General features: G+C 63.0%; 30 protein-coding genes. 26 read left to right on the forward strand and 4 right to left on the reverse strand.

Annotated elements, in window-relative coordinates; genetic code table 11:
• Positions 1–431: 431 nt before the first annotated feature.
• On the reverse strand, positions 432–980 hold the full coding sequence (locus tag MacB4_RS01010; RefSeq protein WP_206864040.1) for an RsmD family RNA methyltransferase: 549 nt from the start codon (positions 978–980) through the stop codon (positions 432–434).
• A 28-nt stretch (positions 981–1,008) separates the two neighbouring features.
• A complete protein-coding gene (locus MacB4_RS01015) occupies positions 1,009–2,352 on the reverse strand; it encodes an AsmA-like C-terminal region-containing protein (RefSeq protein WP_206864041.1) in 1,344 nt (447 codons plus the stop codon).
• Positions 2,353–2,393: 41 nt separating this feature from the next.
• On the opposite strand from MacB4_RS01015, the gene MacB4_RS01020 reads away from it, so the two are divergent.
• The 25 genes from MacB4_RS01020 (at position 2,394) to secY (ending at position 17,792) form a co-directional block, all read left to right on the forward strand.
• The gene (locus MacB4_RS01020) at positions 2,394–3,251 is read left to right on the forward strand and encodes a diacylglycerol kinase family protein (protein ID WP_206864042.1); all 858 of its coding nucleotides are present in this window, start codon (positions 2,394–2,396) and stop codon (positions 3,249–3,251) included.
• 365 nt (positions 3,252–3,616) lie between these two features.
• Positions 3,617–4,039 (forward strand): 30S ribosomal protein S12, encoded by a 423-nt coding sequence (rpsL, locus tag MacB4_RS01025; RefSeq protein ID WP_206864043.1) that lies wholly within the window; start codon positions 3,617–3,619, stop codon positions 4,037–4,039.
• Between the two features lie 17 nt (positions 4,040–4,056).
• Positions 4,057–4,521 carry a 30S ribosomal protein S7 gene (gene rpsG / locus MacB4_RS01030; RefSeq protein WP_206864044.1) on the forward strand — a complete coding sequence of 155 codons (465 nt, stop codon included), beginning with the start codon at positions 4,057–4,059 and terminating at the stop codon, positions 4,519–4,521.
• Between the two features lie 147 nt (positions 4,522–4,668).
• Positions 4,669–6,837 carry an elongation factor G gene (gene fusA / locus MacB4_RS01035; protein ID WP_206864045.1) on the forward strand — a complete coding sequence of 723 codons (2,169 nt, stop codon included), beginning with the start codon at positions 4,669–4,671 and terminating at the stop codon, positions 6,835–6,837.
• Between the two features lie 14 nt (positions 6,838–6,851).
• Entirely contained in the window at positions 6,852–7,160 is a 309-nt protein-coding gene (rpsJ, locus tag MacB4_RS01040; protein WP_206864046.1) for a 30S ribosomal protein S10, read from the forward strand.
• 37 nt (positions 7,161–7,197) lie between these two features.
• Entirely contained in the window at positions 7,198–7,893 is a 696-nt protein-coding gene (gene rplC, locus MacB4_RS01045; RefSeq protein WP_370569378.1) for a 50S ribosomal protein L3, read from the forward strand.
• A gap of 24 nt (positions 7,894–7,917) precedes the next feature.
• On the forward strand, positions 7,918–8,541 hold the full coding sequence (gene rplD / locus MacB4_RS01050) for a 50S ribosomal protein L4 (RefSeq protein WP_206864048.1): 624 nt from the start codon (positions 7,918–7,920) through the stop codon (positions 8,539–8,541).
• Complete coding sequence (gene rplW, locus MacB4_RS01055; protein WP_206864049.1) at positions 8,538–8,825, forward strand: 50S ribosomal protein L23; 288 nt, start codon at positions 8,538–8,540, stop codon at positions 8,823–8,825. The genes rplD and rplW overlap by 4 nt, the downstream gene beginning before the upstream one ends.
• Before the next feature lie 40 nt (positions 8,826–8,865).
• Positions 8,866–9,714 (forward strand): 50S ribosomal protein L2, encoded by an 849-nt coding sequence (gene rplB, locus MacB4_RS01060; protein ID WP_206864050.1) that lies wholly within the window; start codon positions 8,866–8,868, stop codon positions 9,712–9,714.
• Positions 9,715–9,726: 12 nt separating this feature from the next.
• Positions 9,727–10,008: a 30S ribosomal protein S19 gene (gene rpsS / locus MacB4_RS01065; protein WP_206864051.1), complete on the forward strand. Its 282-nt coding sequence runs from the start codon at positions 9,727–9,729 to the stop codon at positions 10,006–10,008.
• 33 nt (positions 10,009–10,041) lie between these two features.
• Positions 10,042–10,383: a 50S ribosomal protein L22 gene (rplV, locus tag MacB4_RS01070; RefSeq protein ID WP_206864052.1), complete on the forward strand. Its 342-nt coding sequence runs from the start codon at positions 10,042–10,044 to the stop codon at positions 10,381–10,383.
• 9 nt (positions 10,384–10,392) lie between these two features.
• Complete coding sequence (gene rpsC / locus MacB4_RS01075; RefSeq protein ID WP_206864053.1) at positions 10,393–11,040, forward strand: 30S ribosomal protein S3; 648 nt, start codon at positions 10,393–10,395, stop codon at positions 11,038–11,040.
• Between the two features lie 15 nt (positions 11,041–11,055).
• Positions 11,056–11,481 carry a 50S ribosomal protein L16 gene (gene rplP, locus MacB4_RS01080; protein WP_024807168.1) on the forward strand — a complete coding sequence of 142 codons (426 nt, stop codon included), beginning with the start codon at positions 11,056–11,058 and terminating at the stop codon, positions 11,479–11,481.
• The gene (gene rpmC, locus MacB4_RS01085) at positions 11,478–11,729 is read left to right on the forward strand and encodes a 50S ribosomal protein L29 (protein ID WP_206864054.1); all 252 of its coding nucleotides are present in this window, start codon (positions 11,478–11,480) and stop codon (positions 11,727–11,729) included. Before rplP ends, rpmC begins: the two co-directional genes overlap by 4 nt.
• On the forward strand, positions 11,726–12,109 hold the full coding sequence (rpsQ, locus tag MacB4_RS11135; RefSeq protein ID WP_242529269.1) for a 30S ribosomal protein S17: 384 nt from the start codon (positions 11,726–11,728) through the stop codon (positions 12,107–12,109). Before rpmC ends, rpsQ begins: the two co-directional genes overlap by 4 nt.
• Positions 12,106–12,471 carry a 50S ribosomal protein L14 gene (gene rplN / locus MacB4_RS01095; RefSeq protein WP_206864055.1) on the forward strand — a complete coding sequence of 122 codons (366 nt, stop codon included), beginning with the start codon at positions 12,106–12,108 and terminating at the stop codon, positions 12,469–12,471. Before rpsQ ends, rplN begins: the two co-directional genes overlap by 4 nt.
• Positions 12,468–12,794, forward strand: a complete 327-nt coding sequence (rplX, locus tag MacB4_RS01100) for a 50S ribosomal protein L24 (protein ID WP_206864056.1) — start codon at positions 12,468–12,470, stop codon at positions 12,792–12,794. The genes rplN and rplX overlap by 4 nt, the downstream gene beginning before the upstream one ends.
• A complete protein-coding gene (gene rplE, locus MacB4_RS01105; RefSeq protein ID WP_206864057.1) occupies positions 12,791–13,372 on the forward strand; it encodes a 50S ribosomal protein L5 in 582 nt (193 codons plus the stop codon). Before rplX ends, rplE begins: the two co-directional genes overlap by 4 nt.
• 13 nt (positions 13,373–13,385) lie before the next feature.
• A complete protein-coding gene (locus MacB4_RS01110) occupies positions 13,386–13,571 on the forward strand; it encodes a type Z 30S ribosomal protein S14 (protein ID WP_206864058.1) in 186 nt (61 codons plus the stop codon).
• A gap of 14 nt (positions 13,572–13,585) precedes the next feature.
• Complete coding sequence (locus tag MacB4_RS01115) at positions 13,586–13,972, forward strand: 30S ribosomal protein S8 (RefSeq protein ID WP_206864059.1); 387 nt, start codon at positions 13,586–13,588, stop codon at positions 13,970–13,972.
• 53 nt (positions 13,973–14,025) lie between these two features.
• On the forward strand, positions 14,026–14,568 hold the full coding sequence (gene rplF, locus MacB4_RS01120) for a 50S ribosomal protein L6 (RefSeq protein ID WP_206864060.1): 543 nt from the start codon (positions 14,026–14,028) through the stop codon (positions 14,566–14,568).
• Positions 14,569–14,620: 52 nt separating this feature from the next.
• Entirely contained in the window at positions 14,621–14,953 is a 333-nt protein-coding gene (gene rplR / locus MacB4_RS01125) for a 50S ribosomal protein L18 (protein ID WP_370569379.1), read from the forward strand.
• A 41-nt stretch (positions 14,954–14,994) separates the two neighbouring features.
• A complete protein-coding gene (rpsE, locus tag MacB4_RS01130) occupies positions 14,995–15,729 on the forward strand; it encodes a 30S ribosomal protein S5 (protein ID WP_370569380.1) in 735 nt (244 codons plus the stop codon).
• 8 nt (positions 15,730–15,737) lie between these two features.
• Positions 15,738–16,181 carry a 50S ribosomal protein L15 gene (rplO, locus tag MacB4_RS01135; RefSeq protein WP_206864062.1) on the forward strand — a complete coding sequence of 148 codons (444 nt, stop codon included), beginning with the start codon at positions 15,738–15,740 and terminating at the stop codon, positions 16,179–16,181.
• A gap of 114 nt (positions 16,182–16,295) precedes the next feature.
• A complete protein-coding gene (gene secY / locus MacB4_RS01140) occupies positions 16,296–17,792 on the forward strand; it encodes a preprotein translocase subunit SecY (RefSeq protein WP_206864063.1) in 1,497 nt (498 codons plus the stop codon).
• 50 nt (positions 17,793–17,842) lie between these two features.
• Here the strand turns inward: secY and lipA are convergent, their stop codons facing one another.
• Positions 17,843–18,715, reverse strand: a complete 873-nt coding sequence (gene lipA, locus MacB4_RS01145; protein ID WP_206864064.1) for a lipoyl synthase — start codon at positions 18,713–18,715, stop codon at positions 17,843–17,845.
• 64 nt (positions 18,716–18,779) lie between these two features.
• Between lipA and MacB4_RS01150 the strand changes: the two genes are divergently transcribed.
• A complete protein-coding gene (locus tag MacB4_RS01150; RefSeq protein WP_206864065.1) occupies positions 18,780–19,448 on the forward strand; it encodes a phosphopantothenoylcysteine decarboxylase in 669 nt (222 codons plus the stop codon).
• A 6-nt stretch (positions 19,449–19,454) separates the two neighbouring features.
• Here the strand turns inward: MacB4_RS01150 and MacB4_RS01155 are convergent, their stop codons facing one another.
• Complete coding sequence (locus MacB4_RS01155; protein ID WP_206864066.1) at positions 19,455–20,915, reverse strand: cellulose synthase family protein; 1,461 nt, start codon at positions 20,913–20,915, stop codon at positions 19,455–19,457.
• Positions 20,916–20,974 lie beyond the last annotated feature (59 nt).

Genomic DNA, 20,974 nt, shown 5'->3' on the forward strand with positions numbered 1-20,974 from the left:
CGGCTCGATCGCGCTTGCGCGGCGTGTTTGAACAGTTGATTAATTCGGAACGGTTTGTGGCGAGACCCAATGCATTCCGACCCTCGAATTGACGGTGGTCAGGGCCTGGATCGCCCGCGAGTAGACTCGATCTCAGCAGAAGCCGGAAGGAGTGGGCCTCGCCATCCGCACGCCGCCTGCCTCACTCGACGTAGCGGCGAAATGGACGCGGCCAGATCGCCCCAGAGCGCTTGGCGATTGCCATTCTTCGGAGCGTTCTGGTCGCCGTGGGAGCCGGCGGGCTTTTCTGGTCGCGGGGTTTTTCGTTTTCGAGGTCTTCGGTAAGCTCTTCTTTCACCGAGTCTTCAGAAAAGCAGATTGCATGCCAGCGGAGCCGAGTTTTCCTCCGCTCCGATGCGGAGAGGTGAGGGCCTTCGGGGAGCAGGTTCTGCCTATCTTCCGAGCTCCATCATGACGACGACCGTTTCCCCCGCCCGTCGCTGCCACCGGATGTTCCAAGGACCGGGACGCTCGAGCCGGTTGCGACGGAAAAACTCCCAGAGGAAAAGCCCATGGGGAGCCAGTCGCGGGGCGACCAAGGAGAGCAGCGGATGGTCGTCGATGAGGATCTCCCGCTTCTCGTAGGGCGGAGAGGCGAAGACAAGGTCATAGCGATGGGGGTCCCTCGAGAGAAAGCGAAGCGCATCCACTTCGATCACCCGCCCCGAGAAGCCGGTCTTGGCGAGGTTGTTCCGGATCGCCCGGCAGCACGCGGCGGCCAAGTCGACGAAGGTCGCTTCGCTTGCGCCTCGGCTCAAGGATTCGATGCCGAGCGAGCCCGTGCCGGCGTAGAGGTCGAGCACCCGCTTGCCGATGATCCACTCCCCGAGCGAGGAGAAGATCGCCCCCTTCACGCGATCGAGCGCCGGTCGGATTTCGACACCCCGGGGAACATCGAGGCGAAGACCGCCGGCGGTGCCGGAGATCACCCGCAGCGCCATGGAAGGAACTCCTCTCCCGCTCCGGGACTCATGGAACGACGATCGGGGGGAAACGGCCTGGATCGTTCGATCGGAGCGCCAAGTTTTCCAGCAGGTGCGCTTCCGGATTCTGAATCGTTCCCTTCATGGTGAGGATGATCGCCTGCGAGCGGTCCTGCAAAAAGCGAAGCTGGCGCGCGATCAACTCCGGAAGCCGATGCAGGAGGGAGTCTTGCAGATGGACACGGAGAACGAGTCGCAAGGAGGAGTCGAAAGCCACCGAGCCCTCTCCCGAAAGGGAGAAGCTCGGGGAGCGGAAGAGGAGGTTGGAGAAGGTCACAGCCCCCTCTTGAATGCGGAACTGCCCGCTGCATTCGGAGAAGACGGGCTGGGCGAGGCTGCTTTCCCGAAAGGTCGTCGCCAGGGCCGAAAAAAGGGAGATGTTCTCGACGTGCCCGTCCCTCACGCAGAACGATCCTCGTCCGGCAAAGGTTTTCGGAGAGAGCGGCTGACCGCGGGAATCGAGCTCGACGGAGAGTCGGCCCTGGGCGGACTGCTCGTTGTACCGGAGCGCTGCCAGGAATTCCCGGAGGTTGAGATCGGCCCCTTTGAGGTGAAATCCGAAGTCTCCCGCAGGGGAATCCGAAGGAAGCTGCGTCAGGGAGGTTTCGATGCGCCCCCCGAGGGAGGCCGCTTGGAGCCGGGAAAGGATCAGACGCGAAGCATCGATCGAATACTGTGCCAGGAGTTGACTGCAGGAAAAGCGTCCGAGAACCCGCATCCATCCAGCGGTGACAGTTCCCTTTCCGGAGACCAAGCCCCTCTTTTCCTGGAGCGGACCGTTGGTGAACATCTGCCCGATCTCCACGAGAGGGGATCGATCCGGGAGAAGGAGAACCGCGCTCCCGTTGGCGATATCGAGCGAGCCCACGCGCCAGGGAACGAGCCGGGCACGCGAGAGAATCAGCGGAGAGCCCGGCCTGGTCGGATCCTCGTCGATCAGCGGAAGCAAAAGCCGGCCTTCCTTGTCCAGCTGGAAGGAGAAGGTCGGCGCTTCCAGCCGGGCGCGGCGAAGATAAAACCCCTTGGTGAGAAGGCTAGGAAGAGAATACTCGAAGCGCGCCTCTTTGGCGGCGATGACTGCGGGGGCGATCTCACTTGCCGGATTGTCGATTCGAAGATCGTGCAGCGTAATTTCGGCGGGCGCCTTCCACCCCGCCGAAGAGAACCGCACAGAGCTGCCCAGCGCCTCTCCCAGAGCCCATTCCAAATAGGCGGCGGCCCGGCGGCCCGATACCCACTGCTTGAGGGCCTCCTCCGCCAGGAAAAAAAAGACGATTGCGGCCAAGACGAGGCCGATCGCAAACTCTCCGAGATGTCGCAACAGGCGCACCGCTCGTAATTAGGCAAGACTTCGTAAGGATTTTCCAGCAAATGAATCGCGTCTGTATCATTTTTAATCCAGCGGCACGCGGAGAGAAGGCCCGGAGGATCTTGGACCGGCTTCGCAGGGCGGCCGGGGACGCTGTGATCCGCGTCACCCAGTTTCCCGGAGACGCGGAAGCGCAGACGGAGCGGGCTCTGGATCAGGGGTATCGGACCGTGGTAGCCGCTGGGGGAGACGGGACCGTGAACGAAGTCGTCAATGGCCTCAACGGGACACCGGCGACTCTGGGGATCCTGCCGCTTGGCACGATCAATGTCTTTGCCATGGAGCTGGGCATCCCCGTCCATCTCGAGAGCGCGTGGGAAATCATCCAAGGAGGAAAGACCCGGAAGGTCGACCTCCCCCGTGTCGGGGAGCAACGCTTCGTGCAGCTGGCGGGTGTGGGCCTGGATGCCGAGATCCTCGCCCGGACCAGCTGGTGGACCCGGAAGACCTTCGGTCCGCTCAGCTACTTGCTTGCCGCGGTGGACATTGTCGGACGCTCCGCCCCGCCGCTGACGGTGACAATCGATGAGAAGGAGGAGCAACAAGGACGCTTCCTGCTGGTCGGAAACGGGCGCTTTTACGGTGGCCGCTTTGCCGTCTTTCCCGATGCCAGGCTGGACGACGGCCTCCTCGACGGCTGCCTCTTCGCGGAGCTCAATGCGGTCGCCGTCGCCCGTTATGTGCAAGGTGTGCTTTCCCGCCGCCATACGCGCTTTTCCGATGTCTTCTATTTCCAGGCAAGGACCCTGACCGTCCAATCCGATCGCCCCGTACCCGTGGAAGTCGATGGAGAGCTCTATGGCCACACTCCCTGCTCCTTCTCGATCGCTCCGGCCGAGCTGGAAGTCATCGTCCCATGAACCTGAGGGGAGAAGCTCTGGCAGGACGTATCCCTTGCTGGTGGCTTCGCCGGACCCTCACCGCGCGCACTTCCCCTTCCTTTTCAAGGAGCGAAGCGGAAACCACCGCGAGAGCGCATGAGGGGAATCGAGCGCTCTGGTCTTCCTCCGTTCAGGGGCGCCCCGGGCAGGATCGACCACGGGGATTGCTTCGGCGCACCTTTCCGTTTTGGACCCGGACGCGCCCGAAGATTCGCGTTGCCTTGGAGGGAAGCGGGCTCAGGGGCTCAAAAAAAGCTGCCGAAAGCTCGTGAAAAGGGCTTGTCAGAATAGCCCCGCTTCGCAATAGTTGATGCCTTTCACTCGGTTTGGTAACGAGATAAGCGATGCCGACGATCAATCAGTTGGTCCGAAAAGGACGAGAAGAGCTGCTGCGAAAAACCAAGGCTCCCGCCTTGGATTGTTGCCCGCAGCGCCGGGGAGTATGCATTCAGGTGATGACGCGGACCCCGAAGAAGCCGAATTCCGCTTTGCGCAAGGTTGCCAAGGTTCGGCTCACGAACGGGAAAGAGGTGATCGCGTACATTCCGGGAGAAGGACATTCTCTCCAGGAGCATTCGATCGTGTTGATCCGAGGCGGCCGGGTAAAGGACTTGCCGGGCGTGCGGTATCATATCGTTCGCGGCATTCTTGATGCGGCAGGAGCGGTGGGACCCAGCAATACCAACAAGCTGAATCGAAACGTCTCCCGGAGTAAGTATGGGGTCAAGCGGCCGAAGGAAGGGGCCGCCAAGCCTGCCAAGAAGTAGCGGCAAAGGGCAAGGGTATGCGAAGAAGAAGAGCGGAAAAGCGGCGGACTCCGCCGGATCCGAAGTATGGATCGGTTCTCGTGCAGCGGTTGATCAGCGTAATCCTCTCCCGCGGCAAGAAGGCGCGGGCCGAGCAGATCGTCTACGGAGCGATCGAGGGAACGGAGCCCAAGGCCGGCGACCCGGTGGAGACGTTGCAGAAAGCGATCGAAAACGTGAAGCCCCGCCTCGAAGTCAAGTCCCGGCGCGTGGGCGGAGCGACCTACCAGGTGCCGGTGGAGGTTTCTCCGGATCGCCAGGTTTCTCTGGCTCTTCGCTGGATTTTGCGAGCCGCCCGCTCCCGAAAGGGGGTTCCGATGAAGGTTGCGCTCCAGAACGAACTGCGGGACGCGGCGACTGGCCAGGGCTCGGCAGTAAGGAAGAGGGACGAGGTGCATAAGATGGCGCAGGCGAACCGCGCCTTTGCTCATTTGCGGTATTAGAGATTTTTCGGTAAATAGTAAGAGCGCGAGGCTGTGACCGACGGTCGTGTTACGGCTTGTCGGGAGTAGACGAGGAGTCCGGCCGTTTTTCAGGACGGGCTTCTGCGGTGGCGATCAGACCGATTAACGGATAAGGAAGTTTTATCTATGGCGACAACGACGTCCCCGGGCGCTTCGGCGGCCCGCAACTCTTCCCATCGACCGTACACCTTGGAGAGGACCCGAAACATCGGAATCGCCGCTCACATCGATGCGGGGAAGACGACGCTGACCGAGCGGATTCTCTTTTACACCGGCACGATCCACAAGATGGGAGAGGTGCACGAGGGCACCACCGTAACCGACTGGATGGAGCAGGAGCGGGAACGGGGGATTACGATCACCTCTGCGGCCACGACCTGCTTCTGGCCGGTCCGGAAAGAGGAGGGGATCGTCAAGTTGTTCCCGGGGGAGAAGTTTCGGATCAACATCATCGACACCCCGGGCCATGTCGATTTTACGGCTGAGGTCGAGCGCTCTCTCCGAGTCCTCGACGGTGTGATTGCGGTCTTTTGCGGGGTCGCCGGCGTGCAGCCGCAATCGGAGACCGTCTGGCGGCAGGCGACGCGGTACCGCGTTCCCCGGATCGCCTTCATCAACAAGATGGACCGGGTCGGGGCCGACTTCGACAATGCGGTGCACGAGATCCGGGAGAAGCTGGGGGCTAACGCATGGCCGATCCTGCTTCCGCTAGGCAAGGAAGACAAATTTCAGGGCCAGGTCGATGTGATCAATCGACGGGCGGTCGTCTACTCGGATAGCGACCGGCTGGGTTCGACCTACGAGGTCCTCGAGATCCCGGAGGAGTACCGGGAAGCGGCCGAGGCGGCGCGACGGAATTTGATCGAGGCTCTTGCCGATAAGGACGAGGAGATGGCCGAGATCTTCCTCGCGGAAAGGGAGCCCACTGTCGAGCAGATCAAGCAGGCGATCCGGCGCACGGTCATCGCCAATGAATTTGTCCCGGTCATTGCGGGCTCGGCCTTCCGCAACAAGGGAGTGCAATTTCTCGTCGATGCGGTGATCGATTACTTGCCCAGCCCGGTCGACATCGAGGCTGCCAAGGGCCAGCATCCAGTCACTGGAGAGGAAATCATCGTCGAGCCGCACGACGGCTCTCCATTCTGCTCCCTGGCGTTCAAGCTCTGGTCCGATCCCTTTGTAGGCAAGCTGGTCTTCTTCCGGGTCTATGCCGGAACGCTGCAAAAGGGGATGACCGTCTACAACCCCCGCACCCGCAAGCGCGAAAGAATCAGCCGGATCGTGCAGGTGCAGGCCGACGAGCGCAAGGATATCCAAGAGGTGCACTCGGGGGACATCGCGGCGCTGGTCGGCATTCGGGACGTGGCGACCGGGGACACTCTCGTGGCCGAGGACTTTGAGGTGATCCTCGAGCCACCGATCTTTCCGGAACCCGTCATCTCGATGGCGGTCGAGCCCAAGACCAAGGCGGATCGCGAGAAGATGAGCCTGGCTCTCCAGCGCCTCATGGAGGAAGATCCGACATTCCGCGTCAGCACCAATGAGGAGACGGGCCAGACGATCATCGCTGGAATGGGCGAGCTCCACCTGGAAATCATTGGCGACCGGCTCCGCCGGGAGTTCGGAGTCGGCACGAATGCTGGCGCCCCGCAGATCGCCTACCGGGAAACCATCACTCGCGCGGCGGAGGGAGAGGGTAAGCTGATCAAGCAGAGCGGCGGACGGGGCCAATATGGGCACGTCATCCTGGAAATCCTCCCCCTGGAGCGGGGCAAGGGAACCGAGGTCGCGAGCAAGGTGGTCGGAGGAAACATTCCCAAGGAATATATTCCGGCCTGCTTCAAAGGGGTCCAGGAAGCCCTCACCGCCGGCATCATCCATGGCAGCCCCGTGATCGATGTCGAGATCCATATTCTCGACGGGAGCTACCACGAGGTCGATTCGAACGAGCTCGCCTTCAAGATGGCCGCCATCTTCGCGATGAAGGACGCGATCAAGAAGGCGAACCCGATCCTCCTGGAGCCGATCATGAAGGTCGAGGTCTCCACGCCCGACGAGTATCAGGGCGACATCCTGGCCGACCTGACGCGCCGCCGTGGAAAGATCCTTAATGTGGACACCAAGGGGAAGACCGCGAACGTGCGCGCAGAGGTGCCTCTGGCCGAAATGTTCGGGTATGTGAATGATATTCGCTCGATGTCCAAGGGGCGGGCTGCCTATTCGATGGAGCCTTCCCACTTCGAGCAGGTGCCGGCGCAAATCGTCGCTCAGATTGTGGAACAGAAGCGGAAGTAGGACTACGGAACGGTATGGCAGCGAGCAAAATTCGCATTCGTTTGAAATCCTTTGATTATCGGCTCCTGGATCGAGCGGCCTCAGAGATCTCGGAGACGGCGCGCCGCACCGGTTCCGCGGTCTCCGGACCGATTCCTCTGCCGACGAGGATTGAGCGCCTCACGGTGAACCGCTCGCCCCACGTGGACAAGAAGAGCATGGACCAGTTCGAGCTCCGGACGCACAAGCGCCTCGTGGAAATCATGGAGCCGACGGCGAAAACCGTCGACGAGCTCAAGAAGCTCAACCTGCCTGCGGGCGTGGACATCACGATCCGCATCTGAACCGGATGGGTTTTCGACGGAAAAGGAGATGAGCAAGATGAGCATGGGGTTGCTGGGCAGGAAGCTGGGGATGACCCAGGTGTACGACGACAACGGGAACCTGGTTCCCGTGACCGTGGTCGGCGCGGAGCCCAACGTCGTCGTTCGCTTTCAGGAACATGCAAGCGGGAAGAAGAGCGTCCAGATGGGCTTCGAGACCGTCCGGGAGAAGAGCCTTTCCAAGCCCGTGCGCGGGCATTTCGCGAAGGCAGGAGTCGCCCCGAGGCGTTTTTTGCGGGAGTTCTCGATCGGCGCATCCGAGGAGTGGAAGCCCGGCCAGGAAGTGGGAGTCACCCTGTTTCACCCCGGACAGCGGGTCGACGTCATCGGGGTCAGCAAGGGCAAGGGGTTTCAAGGAGTGATGAAGAAGCACAACTTCTCCGGCCAAGGGGCTGCGCACGGCTCGAAGATGCACCGGCGCAACGGCGCGGTCGGTTGCCGTTCCACCCCGGGGCGCATCTTCCGGAACCAGGGCATGCCGGGCCATCTGGGCCATGCGAGGGCGACTGTTCAGGATCTGGCGGTAGTCGCGGTGCGCGCGGAGGACCGGGCCCTGCTCATTCGGGGCAGTGTTCCCGGAGCGCGCGGGGGGTTAGTGCTCGTCCGGACTGCGATCAAGGGGCAGCCGAAGCCGCAGGCAAAGCCGCAACCGAAGGGCGGAAAACCGGCGGCTGGAAAACCGGGCAAGAAGTAGGAGCGCACAAGCGAGGGATCCACGATGAAGGTTTTGACCGCCGAAGGGGCAGCGCAGCAGCTCAAGACGCCTCTTCTTGTGAATGGACGAGGAAGCCAAGCGCTTCATGACGCCGTCGTTGCCTACCGCGCGAATCGACGCAGCGGGACCCGCGCGACCAAGACCAAGGGCACGGTCCGCGGCTCCGGGAAAAAACCGTGGGCTCAGAAGGGGACAGGCCGGGCTCGGGCGGGCTATGCCTCGTCTCCGATCTGGCGCGGAGGCGGGGTCGTCTTTGGACCTCAACCGAGAGACTTCTCTAAGAAGCTGCCCAAGAAGGTGAAGCGGCTCGCCCTGCGGAAGGCATTGAGCGGACGAATCGTCGAAGGAGCTGTTCTTGTCTCGGAGACCATCGATCTGCCACAGCCCAAGACGAAGGAGCTGGTGCGCCGGCTCGACTCCTGGGACCGGAAGGAGACCCTTCTGGTCGTCGTCGAAGGGCACGAGTCACCGGTGTGGCTCGCCGCGCGGAATCACCCGCTGATCGCCGTCGTCACCGCCGCCGAGGTCAACGCCGAGGACCTCCTCTGGCCGGATCGGATCGTGCTGGAGGAGCCGACGCTCCCGATCCTTGATCAGCGGTTGGCCGTGGGAGGGAAGCAGTCGTGAGAGACCATCGGAGGATTTTGCGCCGCATCTGGATGACCGAGAAGGCGACCATCCTCGGGGAGAAGGGCAACCAGTATCTCTTCGAGGTCGCGCGCGACGCGACGAAGCTCGAGATCCGGAAGGCGGTGGAGACGGCCTTCTCCAAGAAGGTCGTTGCGGTGAACACCTTGCGCTCCCCGGGGAAGATCCGTCGCGGCCGAGTGGGCAGGGCGGGGAAGAGCTCGGCGCGAAAGAAGGCGATCGTGACTCTCGCTCCGGGCGAGAAGCTCGATTTCACGGCATAAGCTGGGCATAAGACCATACGGTTAGGGAGAAGAAACGTCCATGGGCCTAAAAGAATTTCGTCCGCTCACGCCGACGCTGCGCTACACGCAGCTCGACTCGTTTTCGGACATCACCAAGTCGGAGCCGGAGCGTTCGCTGACCGTACCCCTCCAGAAAAAAGGAGGCAGGAACTCCTACGGGCGAGTCACGGCGCGTCACCGCGGGGGCGGCCATAAGAGGCGGTACCGCCTCATCGACTTCCGCCGGCAGCGCCACGGAGTCAAGGCGACGGTGGAGGGGATCGAATACGACCCGAATCGCACGAGCCGGATTGCTCTCCTCCGTTACAGCGATGGGGAAAAGAGCTACATCGTCGCTCCGCTTGAGCTCAAGGCAGGCGATACGGTAATGAGTGGGCCGGAGGCTCCGCCCAGGCCCGGGAATGCCCTGCCCTTGGAGAAGATTCCGGCTGCGACCTCCATTTACAACATTGAGCTGACCCCCGGACGGGGAGGACAGCTCGTCCGCGCCGCCGGCTCGAGTGCGCGGCTCATGGGCGTCGATCAGGGATATGCCGTCGTTCGGCTTCCTTCCGGGGAAGTGCGGCGCATCGCGGCCAGCTGCTACGCCACGATCGGCCAGGTGAGCAACGCCGACCACTTTAATGTCTCGCTCGGGAAGGCTGGACGCTCCCGTTGGCTTGGATGGCGCCCGCATGTTCGCGGCGTTGCCATGAACCCGGTTGACCACCCGAATGGGGGGGGGCAAGGGAAGAGCAAAGGGGGCGGAGGCAGGCAGCAGCTCAAGTCTCCTTGGGGCAAGCTCGCCAAGGGAAAGAAAACCCGGCGGCACAACAAGCAGTCGAATCGATTCATTCTCGAACGGCAGGCGCGGAAGCGGAAGAAATAGGGAGAGAAGTTCATGGGGCGTAGCTTAAAAAAGGGGCCGTTTGTCGATGATCATCTTCTTCGGAAGGTGAGCGCCACCCTCAAATCAGCATCGAAGAAGCCGATCAAGACCTGGTCGCGCCGATCGATGATCATCCCGGACTTTGTCGGGATCACGTTCCTGGTGCACAACGGAAAGACCTTCCAGGCCGTCTACGTCACCGAAAATATGGTTGGACACCGGCTCGGCGAGTTTTCCCCCACCCGGCTCTTCAAGCGGCATGGATCGCATACGGAGAAGGCGACAGCGAAATAGGAAGGGCCCCCAATCAGCAGCGAGGACTGTTTTATGCAGGTTAAGGCGATCAACCGTTTCGTACGCATGTCGGCTTTCAAGCTTCGCGACGTGGCACGGAGCATCCAAGGCATGCCGGCTGAGGAGGCGCTAGCCGTGCTCGCCCACTACCCGAAGGAGGGCGCGCGCCACATCCGGAGGACACTCGCTTCCGCCTTGGCGAACGCGGAGAACAATCACAGCCTGCACCGGGGTGACCTTTTCGTGAAGGAAGCCTTGATCGGGGAGGCGGCGACGATCAAGCGCTTCCAACCCAAGGCGCGGGGGAGCGCCGGTCCGATCCACAAGCGGACCAGTCACATCCGGATCGTCTTGGAACAGAAGGAAGAGAAATAGGGCACGGATATGGGTCAAAAAGTCAATCCCGTCTGCTTTCGGCTCCCGGTCAACCGCCAGTGGCGCTCGATCTGGTATGCCGACAAACGGTCGTTCCCGGAGTTCCTCGCCGAGGATTTTCAGATTCGTCGTCTCATCAAGAAGAAGCTGGCAACCGCAGCGATCGCCAAGGTGGTCATCGAGCGGGCCGGCAACCGGGTGCGAGTCAACATCCACACTGGCCGGCCGGGACTCGTGATCGGACGGAAGGCGGCGGAGCTCGACAAGCTGCGTGAGGAGATCCAGCGGCTGGTGCAGAAGGATCGCGAGGTCTTGGTCGACGTGAAGGAAGTGAAGCGGCCCGAGCTCGATGCCCAGCTCGTGGCCGAGAACATCGCGCTTCAGATCGAGCGGCGGATTTCCCACCGACGAGCGATGAAAAAGGCGATGCAAATGGCGAGGGAAGCCGGCGCCTTGGGCATCCGCGTTCGCTGCGCCGGGCGGCTCGGCGGCTCGGAAATCGCCCGGGTCGAAGGCTATCGGGAAGGAAAGGTCCCTCTCCATACCCTCCGGGCCGACATCGATTACGGCTTTGCCGAAGCGCGCACGATCGCCGGAAAGATCGGCGTCAAGGTCTGGCTCTCCCGCAAGGAAGAGGTGACCGGGGTGGGATTCTAGGAGCGACGGCAGATCATGGCTCTTCTACCAAAACGTGTAAAATATCGGAAGACGCAGCGGGGCAGCCGTGCCGGCAACGCGAGCCGGGGGATCTCCCTGGCCTTCGGTGTTTACGGCCTGCAGACCCTGGAGCGCGCCTGGATCACCAACACCCAGATCGAAGCCGCGCGCGTGGCGATCACCCGCCATGCGAAACGGAAAGGAAAGCTCTGGATACGGATTTTTCCCGACAAGCCCGTAACCTCGCGCCCGCCGGAGACCCGAATGGGTAAGGGGAAGGGGCAGCCCGAGTTTTGGGTCGCCGTCGTGCGTCCAGGGAACGTGCTCTTCGAGCTGGACGGCTTGACGGAGGAGACCGCGCGGGAGTCGTTTCGGCTCGCGGCGGCCAAGCTACCCGTGAACACCCGCTTCATTAGCCGGGAAAGGACGCTGCGAGCATGAAAGTGAATCAACTCCGGGCCCTTCCGAAGGACGAGCTGATCGCCAAGGGTGCCGATGCCCGGGAGGAGATCTTCCGTCTTCGCCTGCAGCAATCGAGCGGCTCCTTGGAGAAGCCGAGCCGGCTGCCCGAATTGCGGAAGCTGGTCGCCCGTGTGGAGACGCTACTGCGCGAAGCAGAGCTCGGAATCGAGGTGGCGGCCAAGAAGATCGTCGAGGAGCGCAGCAAGGGGAAGAAGGAGAAAGCGTGAAGACTCAACGTCGCAAGAAGACGGGCACTTCGGAGAAGAGAAAGCCCGCCAGCGGAGCCCCGGCCCCGGCCGCCGTTGCAGCGGGACAGCCCCGCGCGGTGGCGCATCCGGAGCCCTCGCAAAAGGGAAGGATGCGTATGGGACAGGTCGTCTCCGCAAGGATGGAGAAGACGATCGTCGTCAGTGTGGAGCAGCGTGTCGCTCATCCGCTGTACCGAAAAATCGTCCGCAGGCATAAGAAGCTCTACGCCCACGATGAGGGGAGGGTGGCCAAGGCAGGCGATTGGGTGAAAATTCAAGAGACCCGGCCGTTGAGCCATCTCAAATCTTGGCGGTTAGTGGAAATTCTGCGGTCGGCTCCGGAGGAACGAGCGCTATGATCCAAATCCGTTCCTGGGTGGAAGTGGCGGACAATACGGGGGCGCGCCGTGCCACGATGATCGGGGTCATCGGGCGCAAGAGCCTTAGTGCGCGTGTCGGGGATCTCATCACGGCGACCGTCAAGGAGGCGGCTCCGGATGGGACGGTGAAGAAGAGCGAGGTCGTGCGCGCGGTTGTGGTGAGGACCAAGCACCCGATTCGGCGGCCGGACGGCTCCTATCTCCGATTCGACACGAACGCCGTGGTCATCGTCGACAAGGACCTGAACCCGCGCGGGACACGCGTCTTCGGGCCCGTAGCGCGCGAGCTGCGCGACAAGAACTTCATCAAGATCGTCTCCCTCGCACCGGAGGTCGTATGAAGCCATTCGGGAGTAGAAAGCCATCGGCGCCGCAGAGCTCCTTTCACGTCAAGCGGGGTGACGAGGTGGCCATTCTGAGCGGAACCCAGAAGGGAAAGACGGGCAAGGTGCTCCGTGTCCTCCGTAAGCAGAATCGCGTCCTGGTCGAGGGAATCAACCTGACGAAGAAGGCGACCCGCCCGAGCCAGGAGAACCCGCAAGGAGGCTTCGCGGAGCGCGAGGCTCCCATCGCCCTTTCGAAGGTGATGCTGCTGACGAAATACCAGGAGAGCGGTCGCCAGGGTGCCACGGCGTCGTCGACCAAGGAGGGCTCGCACTCATGAGCGAACTGTCGGTTTTTGCCAAGACGTATCGGGAGACGATCCTGCCGCAGATGCGGGAGGCGAGGGGTTATGCCAATGTCAGCGAGGTGCCCCGTCTTGAGAAAGTCGTCATCAACTGCTGCGTTGGCTCCTCTCCCGAGCTCAAGACCGCGCTTGAGGAGGCGATCCACGACCTGGCGGCCATCACGGGACAGCGCCCGGTCAAGACGAAGGCCAAGAAGAGCATCTCGAACTTCAAGCTGCGCCAGGGGCAGGAGATCGGCTGCAAGGTGACGCTTCGAGGCAGGCGGATGTACGAGTTCGTCGAGCGGTTGATCTGGGCGGCCTTGCCGCGCGTCCGGGACTTTCGTGGCCTGTCGCCCCGGGGGTTCGACAAGAGGGGCAACTATACCTTCGGTATCCGGGATCATAGCGTCTTCCCGGAAATCGAGCTCGAAAACGTGAAGCGCACGTTTGGTTTTGATGTCACATTCGTGACGACCGCTCGCTCTGCGGACGAAGCGCGGGATCTCCTGACCCGTATCGGGCTCCCGTTCATCGGAGCACGACGGGAGCAGGCTGCGGCGGTGACGGCGTAACAAGGAAGACGATATGGCGACAAAAGCGTGGATAGCAAAGCAGAAGCGGACACCGAAATTCCGCACCCGGCGATACAACCGCTGTCGGCTTTCGGGCCGTCGGCGCGCGTATCTGCGCAAGTTCGGAGTGAGCCGCATCATGTTTCGGGAGCTCGCATCCTGGGGAGAGATCCCGGGAGTCACCAAGGCCAGCTGGTAGGGGCATCGATTGACGTGCAAACAGATCCGTTAGCTGATTTTTGCTCCGCGCTGCAAAACGCCAAGAGGGCGAACAAGCCGGAGGTGGTCCTGCCCCATTCCCGCCTCAAGGAGGCGGTCGCTCGCGTCCTCGTCGAGGAGGGATATCTGGAAAAAATCGACGTCGTGCCGATCCGCCAAGGGGTGCGGCAGCTCCACCTGACGCTGCGCGAGGCGACCCCCTTTCACAAGACGCGCCGGATCAGCCGGCCCGGCTGTCGGTGCTACGTCGGAGCCAAGGAGGTGCCTCGGATTCTGGGGGGGCTGGGCATCTGCGTGCTTTCGACCCCCAAGGGAATTCTTGCCGGGCATCGGGCCAAGCGGGCCAACGTGGGAGGCGAGCTGCTGCTCTCGGTCGAATAGGAGCGCCGCCGCAAAGGAAGTTTTTGCCAAGGAAGAAAGGAGACGCCCCGATCATGTCACGAGTCGGAAGAAAGCCGATCCCGGTACCCGCCGGAGTCAAGGTCGCCATCCAGGAGCAGGCGGTCGCCATCGAAGGACCGAAGGGAAAGACCTCGCATCAGCTGCCAGAGTGTTTGGCCGCTGCGGTTGCCGGCAGCACGCTCACAGTCGAGAACCGTAGCGGGGAGCGGCAGAGCCGCGCACTCCACGGCCTCCATCGAACCCTGCTCTTCAACGCGGTGACCGGAGTGCACACGGGCTTCCGCAAGGATCTGGAGATCCACGGGGTAGGATTCCGCGCCGCCGTGCAAGGGAAGGATCTCACCCTGAGCCTTGGCTTCTCTCATCCGGTGGTCTATCCCATTCCCGATGGGATCCGGATCGCGGTGAACGAAAACACCAAGTTGTCGATCGAAGGCATTGACAAGTTCCTGGTCGGTCAGGTGGCGGCCGAAATTCGCCGCTTCTACCCGCCCGAACCGTACAAGGGAAAAGGGGTCCGCTACGCGGGTGAGGCGATCCGACGGAAGGCGGGCAAGACCGCGCAGGGCAAGTAGGCTAAGAAAAGAGCGGGACGGAGAAGAATTTATGCGTCTGGGAAGAAGGGAGATGAGGGAGAGGCGCCACCTGCGCACGCGCCGGAAGGTCGTGGGATCGGAGGCAAGGCCGAGGCTTTCGGTGCACTTCAGCGGACAGCACATCTACGCGCAAGTGATCGACGACCACGAGGGCAAGACATTGGCGTTCGCGTCCACGCGGCAAAAGGCGTTCGCCGGCCTCCGCGCCAACGTTGCGGGCGCATCGCAAATGGGAGCCCGGCTGGCCGAGGAGGCGAAGCAGAAGGGGATCCGAAAGGTCGTCTTCGATCGCGGCGGCTTTCTCTATCATGGCAAGGTCAAGGCCTTGGCCGATGCGGCCCGGGAAGCGGGATTGGAATTTTGAGGGCTCACTCGAATCAGTAACCGGATCGGATCAGAGAAAGCATGGAAACATCACAAACGCGGACGAGCGACGAAAAGAAGCACGGGAGCGGCCCGCAGAATCAACCCAGCGTGGCGCCGCCGCCCCTCGCCGCCTCTCCCACCGTAGCTCGCGAAGCGGAAGAGGCGCCTGCCGCCAACCCAACGTCAGAGCGGCCCGCGCCGCGCGGCAGGCGCCGGCCGCGTCGCGGCGGTCCGGATGGCCAGCGTCGGGAATCGGTCGCCGGGGAGCTCATGGACCGTGTCGTCTATGTCAACCGGTGTGCCAAGGTGGTCAAAGGCGGGCGCCGCTATAGCTTTGGAGCGCTGGTCGTCGTAGGAGACCGGCAAGGAAAGGTCGGTGTCGGCTTTGGCAAGGCGAACGAAGTCGCCGACGCCGTCAAGAAGGCGACCGAGAGCGCGCGAAAGCGGATGGACCCTGTCGTATTGCGGGGGCAGACCATTCCCCATGAGGCGATCGGGGAGTTCGACGGCGGCAGGGTGCTGATCAAGCCCGCCTCTCCGGGAACGGGCGTGATTGCCGGGCTGACGGTGCGTGCCGTTCTCGAAGCAGCCGGAGTGAGGGATGTCTTGACGAAGTCTTTCGGTTCGAGCAATCCGTACAACGTTGCCAAGGCGACCTTGTTTGCGCTGCGGCAGCTCCGTTCGCCCGACGAAGTTCTCCACTTGCGCGGGAAGCGGATCGGCAGGAATGGCCAGGAAAGTGCTCAGGAACCGGCGGGAGCAGCCAAAGCGTAGGAGTCCGAATGAGATTGCATGATTTACACCCGAGGCCTGGTGCGCGTCACAGAAGGAAGAGGCTCGGTTGCGGGGAGAGCTCGGGACACGGAAAGACGAGCGGCAAAGGCAACAAGGGCCAGAAGGCCCGGTCCGGGGGCAGCATCCGGATCGGGTTCGAAGGGGGGCAGATGCCTCTCATTCGCCGGGTGCCCCGCAGGGGCTTCAACAACGCCGCCTTCTCCACGGACTACGCCCCGGTCAATCTCCGGGATCTCGAGAAGATCCCGGGCGATCGCATCGACGAGCAGGCCCTCCGGGCAGCGGGAATCGTCAAGGGCCGTTGGGCGGGTGTCAAGCTGCTGGCCGACGGCGAGATCCACCGATCCGTCACCCTTGTCGTCCACGCCGCCAGCGCCACCGCGCGGGCGAAGGTGGAAGCGGCCGGAGGAAAGATCGAGCTCCTTTCCTGAGCCGCTTTCGCGGCAGGACAGTGGAGAAGGCGGACTTCGGTCGGGAGAAGCTTCGACTGGGAGATCGCCGGAGGAGAAGACGCGTCAGACGAGCTTGCGAAAGAGAAGAACACGATGGTTTCTGCGTTTGTCAATTGCTTCAAGATCCCCGAACTGCGCCAGAGAATTCTGTTCACGCTTGCGGTGATTGTCGTCGTCCGCCTGGGCTCGGCCGTGCCCTGCCCCGGCGTGAATCCCAACGTCCTGAGCGAGTACTTTCGCACGGTCATCGACCAGCAGGCGCAAGGCTCGGTGGTCGGGATGCTCAATCTCTTCAGCGGCGGGGCGCTCGAGAACTGCGCGCTCTTCTCGCTGAGTGTCATGCCCTACATCAGCGCGAGCATCATGATCCAGTTGCTGACGACCGTCATCCCCAGCCTCGGCAAGCTGGCCCGGGAGGAAGGAGGAAGGGAGAAGCTGACGCAATATGCCCGGGTGCTGACGGGGCTGCTCTGCCTCTTCCAAGGCTATCTGCTCGCGGTCGGCTTCGAAAATCCGGAAAGCATCCCCCTCCTGCACGGGATCACCTCGGTGATCGAGCGGCTAGGCGTCCCCCTTGTGCCCGATCCGGGCTGGGCCTTCCGGCTGGTGACCGTGCTCAGCTTGACGACCGGAACGATGCTCTTGATGTGGCTCGGAGAGCAGATCACCGACAAGGGGATCGGCAACGGAGTCTCTCTGATCATTACAATCGGCATCCTGGCGCGGCTACCCGCCGCACTTCTGCAGGGATGGTCGAAGCTCGTCTCCCCTTCGAGCCTTTCGGCATCGAGCCCCTTGCTCGTCGCGCTCCTTCTGGTGTTCCTCTTCGGGGTTGTCGCTGCCACCGTCGCCATGACCCAGGGAGTGCGCAAGATCGTCGTCCACTACGCGAAGCAGGTACGCGGCAACAAGGTCTACGGAGGCCAGAGCACCTTCTTGCCGCTCAAGGTCAATTACGCGGGAGTGATGCCGCTCATCTTCGCGCAGGCGCTTCTTCTCTTTCCCTCGACGATCATCGGCTTCCTCTTCCCGAACTCTCCGACCGCCGCCCGGTTCGCGACCTCTCTCTCCGCTGGAGGGCTCTACTACGGCATCACGGTGCTCCTGGTCTTCTTCTTCTCCTATTTTTGGGTGGCGACCCAGTTCAACCCGGTGCAGATCGCCGATGATCTGAAGAAGCATGGGGGCTTTCTTCCCGGGATCCGTCCCGGGCAGCCCACAGCCGAGTTCCTCGACTTCTCGATGACCCGTCTCACCCTCGCGGGAGCAGCCTTCCTTTCCGGCCTGGCGGTCCTTCCGATGCTCGTGCAGAGCCTGCTGGGGATCCCAGCCATCACCGCGCAGTTCTTCGGCGGGACGAGCCTTCTGATCGTCGTCGGGGTCATGCTCGACACGATGCGGCAGACCGAGACCTACCTGCTCCAGCGCCGCTATGACGGCTTCCTGAAGCGGGGAAAGATCCGCGGGCGCTCTGCCTTCGGTCCCGCGGGCCGTACAGGCCCGGTCCAAGAGGGAACCCTGGTCTGGCTCTACGCCCTGATCGGGCTCCTGGTGATCGCCGGGGTGACGATCTCCCTGGCCAAGCACTAACGGAGCGAAGGCGCCGATCGGCAAAAGCCGGAGAGCGTTTGCGCCTTCTTTTACAGCAGCTGCTCTTCGGCGTGGTAGGAGCTGCGGACGAGCGGCCCCGATTCAACGAAGCGGAAGCCGAGGCCGAGAGCAAACTCTCTCCAGCTGGTGAATTCCTCCGGTGTCACCCAGCGATCGATCGGCAGGTGATGGACCGAGGGCCGCAGGTATTGACCGAGGGTGAGGATGTCGACGCCGATGGCGGCGAGGTCGCGCAAGGTGGAAGCAATCTCCTCCTCCCGCTCACCGATGCCGAGCATCAAGCCGGTCTTGGTCGGGAAGCCTTCCTGCTTCGCTCGGCGCAGCAGCTCCACGGAGCGTTCGTAGCGGGCCTGCGGGCGGATCAGCCGCTGCAGTCGGGGAACCGTTTCGATGTTGTGATTAACGATATCGGGCGCGGCGGCAAGGACCCGGAGGAGGTCCTCGTCCTTTCCGCGAAAGTCGGGAATCAGGACTTCGATGCGCGTGGAGGGGTTGCGTTCCCGTACCGCCCGGATCGTCGCCGCCCAGACCGCCGATCCGCCATCCGGGAGCTCATCGCGCGCCACGGAGGTGAGCACCGCGTGGTGCAGCCCCATCGCAGCGACCGCTTCCGCCGCTCGGCGGGGTTCGTCCCAGTCGAGCTCTTTCGGGCGCCCGGTCTGTACCGCGCAAAACCGGCAACTGCGCGTACAGATCTCTCCCAGAATCATGAGGGTGGCGGTACCCCTCGACCAGCACTCCCCGAGATTGGGGCAGTGGGCGCTTTCGCAGACGGTGTGGAGCCGCTTGTCAGCGACGAGCTTTCGAACGGCCTCATACCGAGCGCCCGAAGGGATCTTCGCCCGGAGCCAAGGCGGCTTCCGGTCGGTCGGCCAGGCCTGGGGGGTGGGGAGGCACTTCATCCCTCCCTAGATGAAGAACAATTGCCCTTGGCGCAAGCCCGCATTCCTCGCGTAGGATCAGTTCATGCGGATCGTCGTCACCTGCGGGCCTTCCGCCGAACCCGTGGACCAGGTCCGCTGCCTGACGAATCGCTCGACGGGTTCCCTCGGGCTCTTTCTCTCCTCAGCCTTTGCCTGCGCAGGCCATGAGGTCTGCTGCTTCCGCGGATCGGGAGCGACGGCCCAGCACAAGGGCAGTGCATCTTTTTCGATCGTTCCCTTTACCACCACGGACGATCTGGCGCGGGAGCTGGAGGCGCTCGCGCAGGAGCAGTCGGTCGACGCACTCTTTCACGCGGCCGCCTTGTCGGACTTTCGCGTCGGCTCCATCGAGGACGAAGCGGGGAGGACCGTTTCCGCGGGCAAGCTTGCGAGTGATGCGCCCTACCGGCTCATCCTCGTTCCCGCGCCAAAGCTGCTGCTCCGCTTGCGCACACTCTTCCCCCGCGCCTTCCTGGCCGGCTGGAAATTCGAGGTGGAGGGCGACCGCACCACCGCAGTGGTCCGCGGGGAGCGGCAGATCCTTGCGGCACGGAGCGACCTTTGCGTGGTCAACGGCCCAGCCTATGGGAAGGGTTTTGGCCTTCTGCCGCGGGGGGCGAGCTTCGTTCCGGTCGCCGACCGGGAAAGCCTGGCGGGGCTGCTCCTGGAGCAGCTTGGCCGCTGGGAGAAGGCGCTGCGGCCGCCCGCGTGAGGCCGTTCAGGCGAGGGCCACCGCGGCGCTCTGCCGCCGCTCCTTGGCGATCGCGGTCAGGGTGCCGACGCCGACGAAGCCGAAGCCAAAGAGGTGGAGCAGGCAGCCCGGCAGCGCGAACCACCATCCTTGGCGGATCGCGACTACGAGCGCCCAGAGAAAAGCCGCGGCGACCGAAGTTTCGAGGAGCGGCAATCCCCAGCCCTGCCGCGCCAAGTAGAGAAGCCCAAGCGATCGGCCTCCCGCATCTCCCCGTTTCGGCGTGCGGACAAAGCTGCTGGGGACGTTGAGCGCCCCCTCGATCACCGAGCGGGTGTTGGCAAAGCTCATTCCGAGCGAAAGGGCCAGGGAAACCGGCAGCAGCAGCCAGCCACTCCGGTCGATCTTGCCCTTGTGCAGGCGCTGCACGGCCAGGAGGTAGAGGAGAAAGGAGACGGAAAGTCCCGTAAAAAAGCAGGAGACGACCGGCTGCAGCGTGGAGGCGGGGCAGGGAGCGAGAAGGACCGCCAGATTGAGAAGCGCTAACGCCGCGACCAGCGGATGGATCGTATGGGCGAGAAGGTGGAAGCCGCCTTCTACCTTGTGGCGCCAGGGGAAGGCGCCGCGGAAAAGGGCGGGAAGATGACGCCGGGCGGTCTGGATGGCGCCTTTGGCCCAACGATGCTGCTGGGTCCGGAACGCGGTGATGGGAGCGGGGAGCTCGCTTGGCACGACGATTTCGGGAGCATAGACAAACCGCCAACCGCGGAACTGCGCCCGATAGCTGAGATCGAGATCTTCCGTGAGCGTCTCCCCGTCCCATCCCCCCGCATCCTCGATGCAGGATTTGCGCCAGAGGCCCGCGGTTCCGTTGAAGTTGAAGAAGAGGCCTCCTTTCGAGCGCACCGCCTGCTCCAGGAGAAAATGGCCGTCGAGAAAGAGAGCCTCGCAGCGGGTGAGGAGATTTTCCTCTCGATTGAGGAACCCCCAGCGAGCCTGCACCATTCCTACGCGAGGGTCGGAAAAATAGGGGACCGCCTTCCGAAGGAAGTCGGCGGGCGGGACGAAATCGGCATCGAGGATCGCGATGAGCTCTCCGCGGGCCCGTTCCAGTCCGTGCTGGAGCGCCCCGGCCTTGAACCCGGCTCGCGTTGGACGTCGGATATGCTCGATCGAGACTCCCGATCGGAGCAGCTCCTCGACGATGCGTCGGACCTCCAGGCTTGTGGCGTCGGTTGAATCGTCGAGCACCTGAATCTCGAGCCGGTCGCGGGGATAATCGAGGGCCGCGACCGAACGGAGTAGCCGCTCGACGACGAAACGCTCGTTATAGATCGGAAGCTGGATCGTGACCTTGGGGCTCTCCTCGCTGGCCGAGCAAGGGGAGGGTTGGTCTCGAAGACGATGGAGGCGGATGAGAAGCGAGAGGCGGTGCGCGGCGTGAGGCGCCAAGGCGAGCGCAAGAACCAACAAGATGACCCAAATCATACGCTCCTTGTCGCTCTTCCGGTGCCAGATGGCCCGCTTACCGCGGCTCGCCGAGGGTC

Origin of the sequence: Methylacidimicrobium sp. B4 (genome assembly GCF_017310545.1) — a bacterium.
In the GTDB taxonomy this organism is placed as follows: domain Bacteria; phylum Verrucomicrobiota; class Verrucomicrobiia; order Methylacidiphilales; family Methylacidiphilaceae; genus Methylacidimicrobium.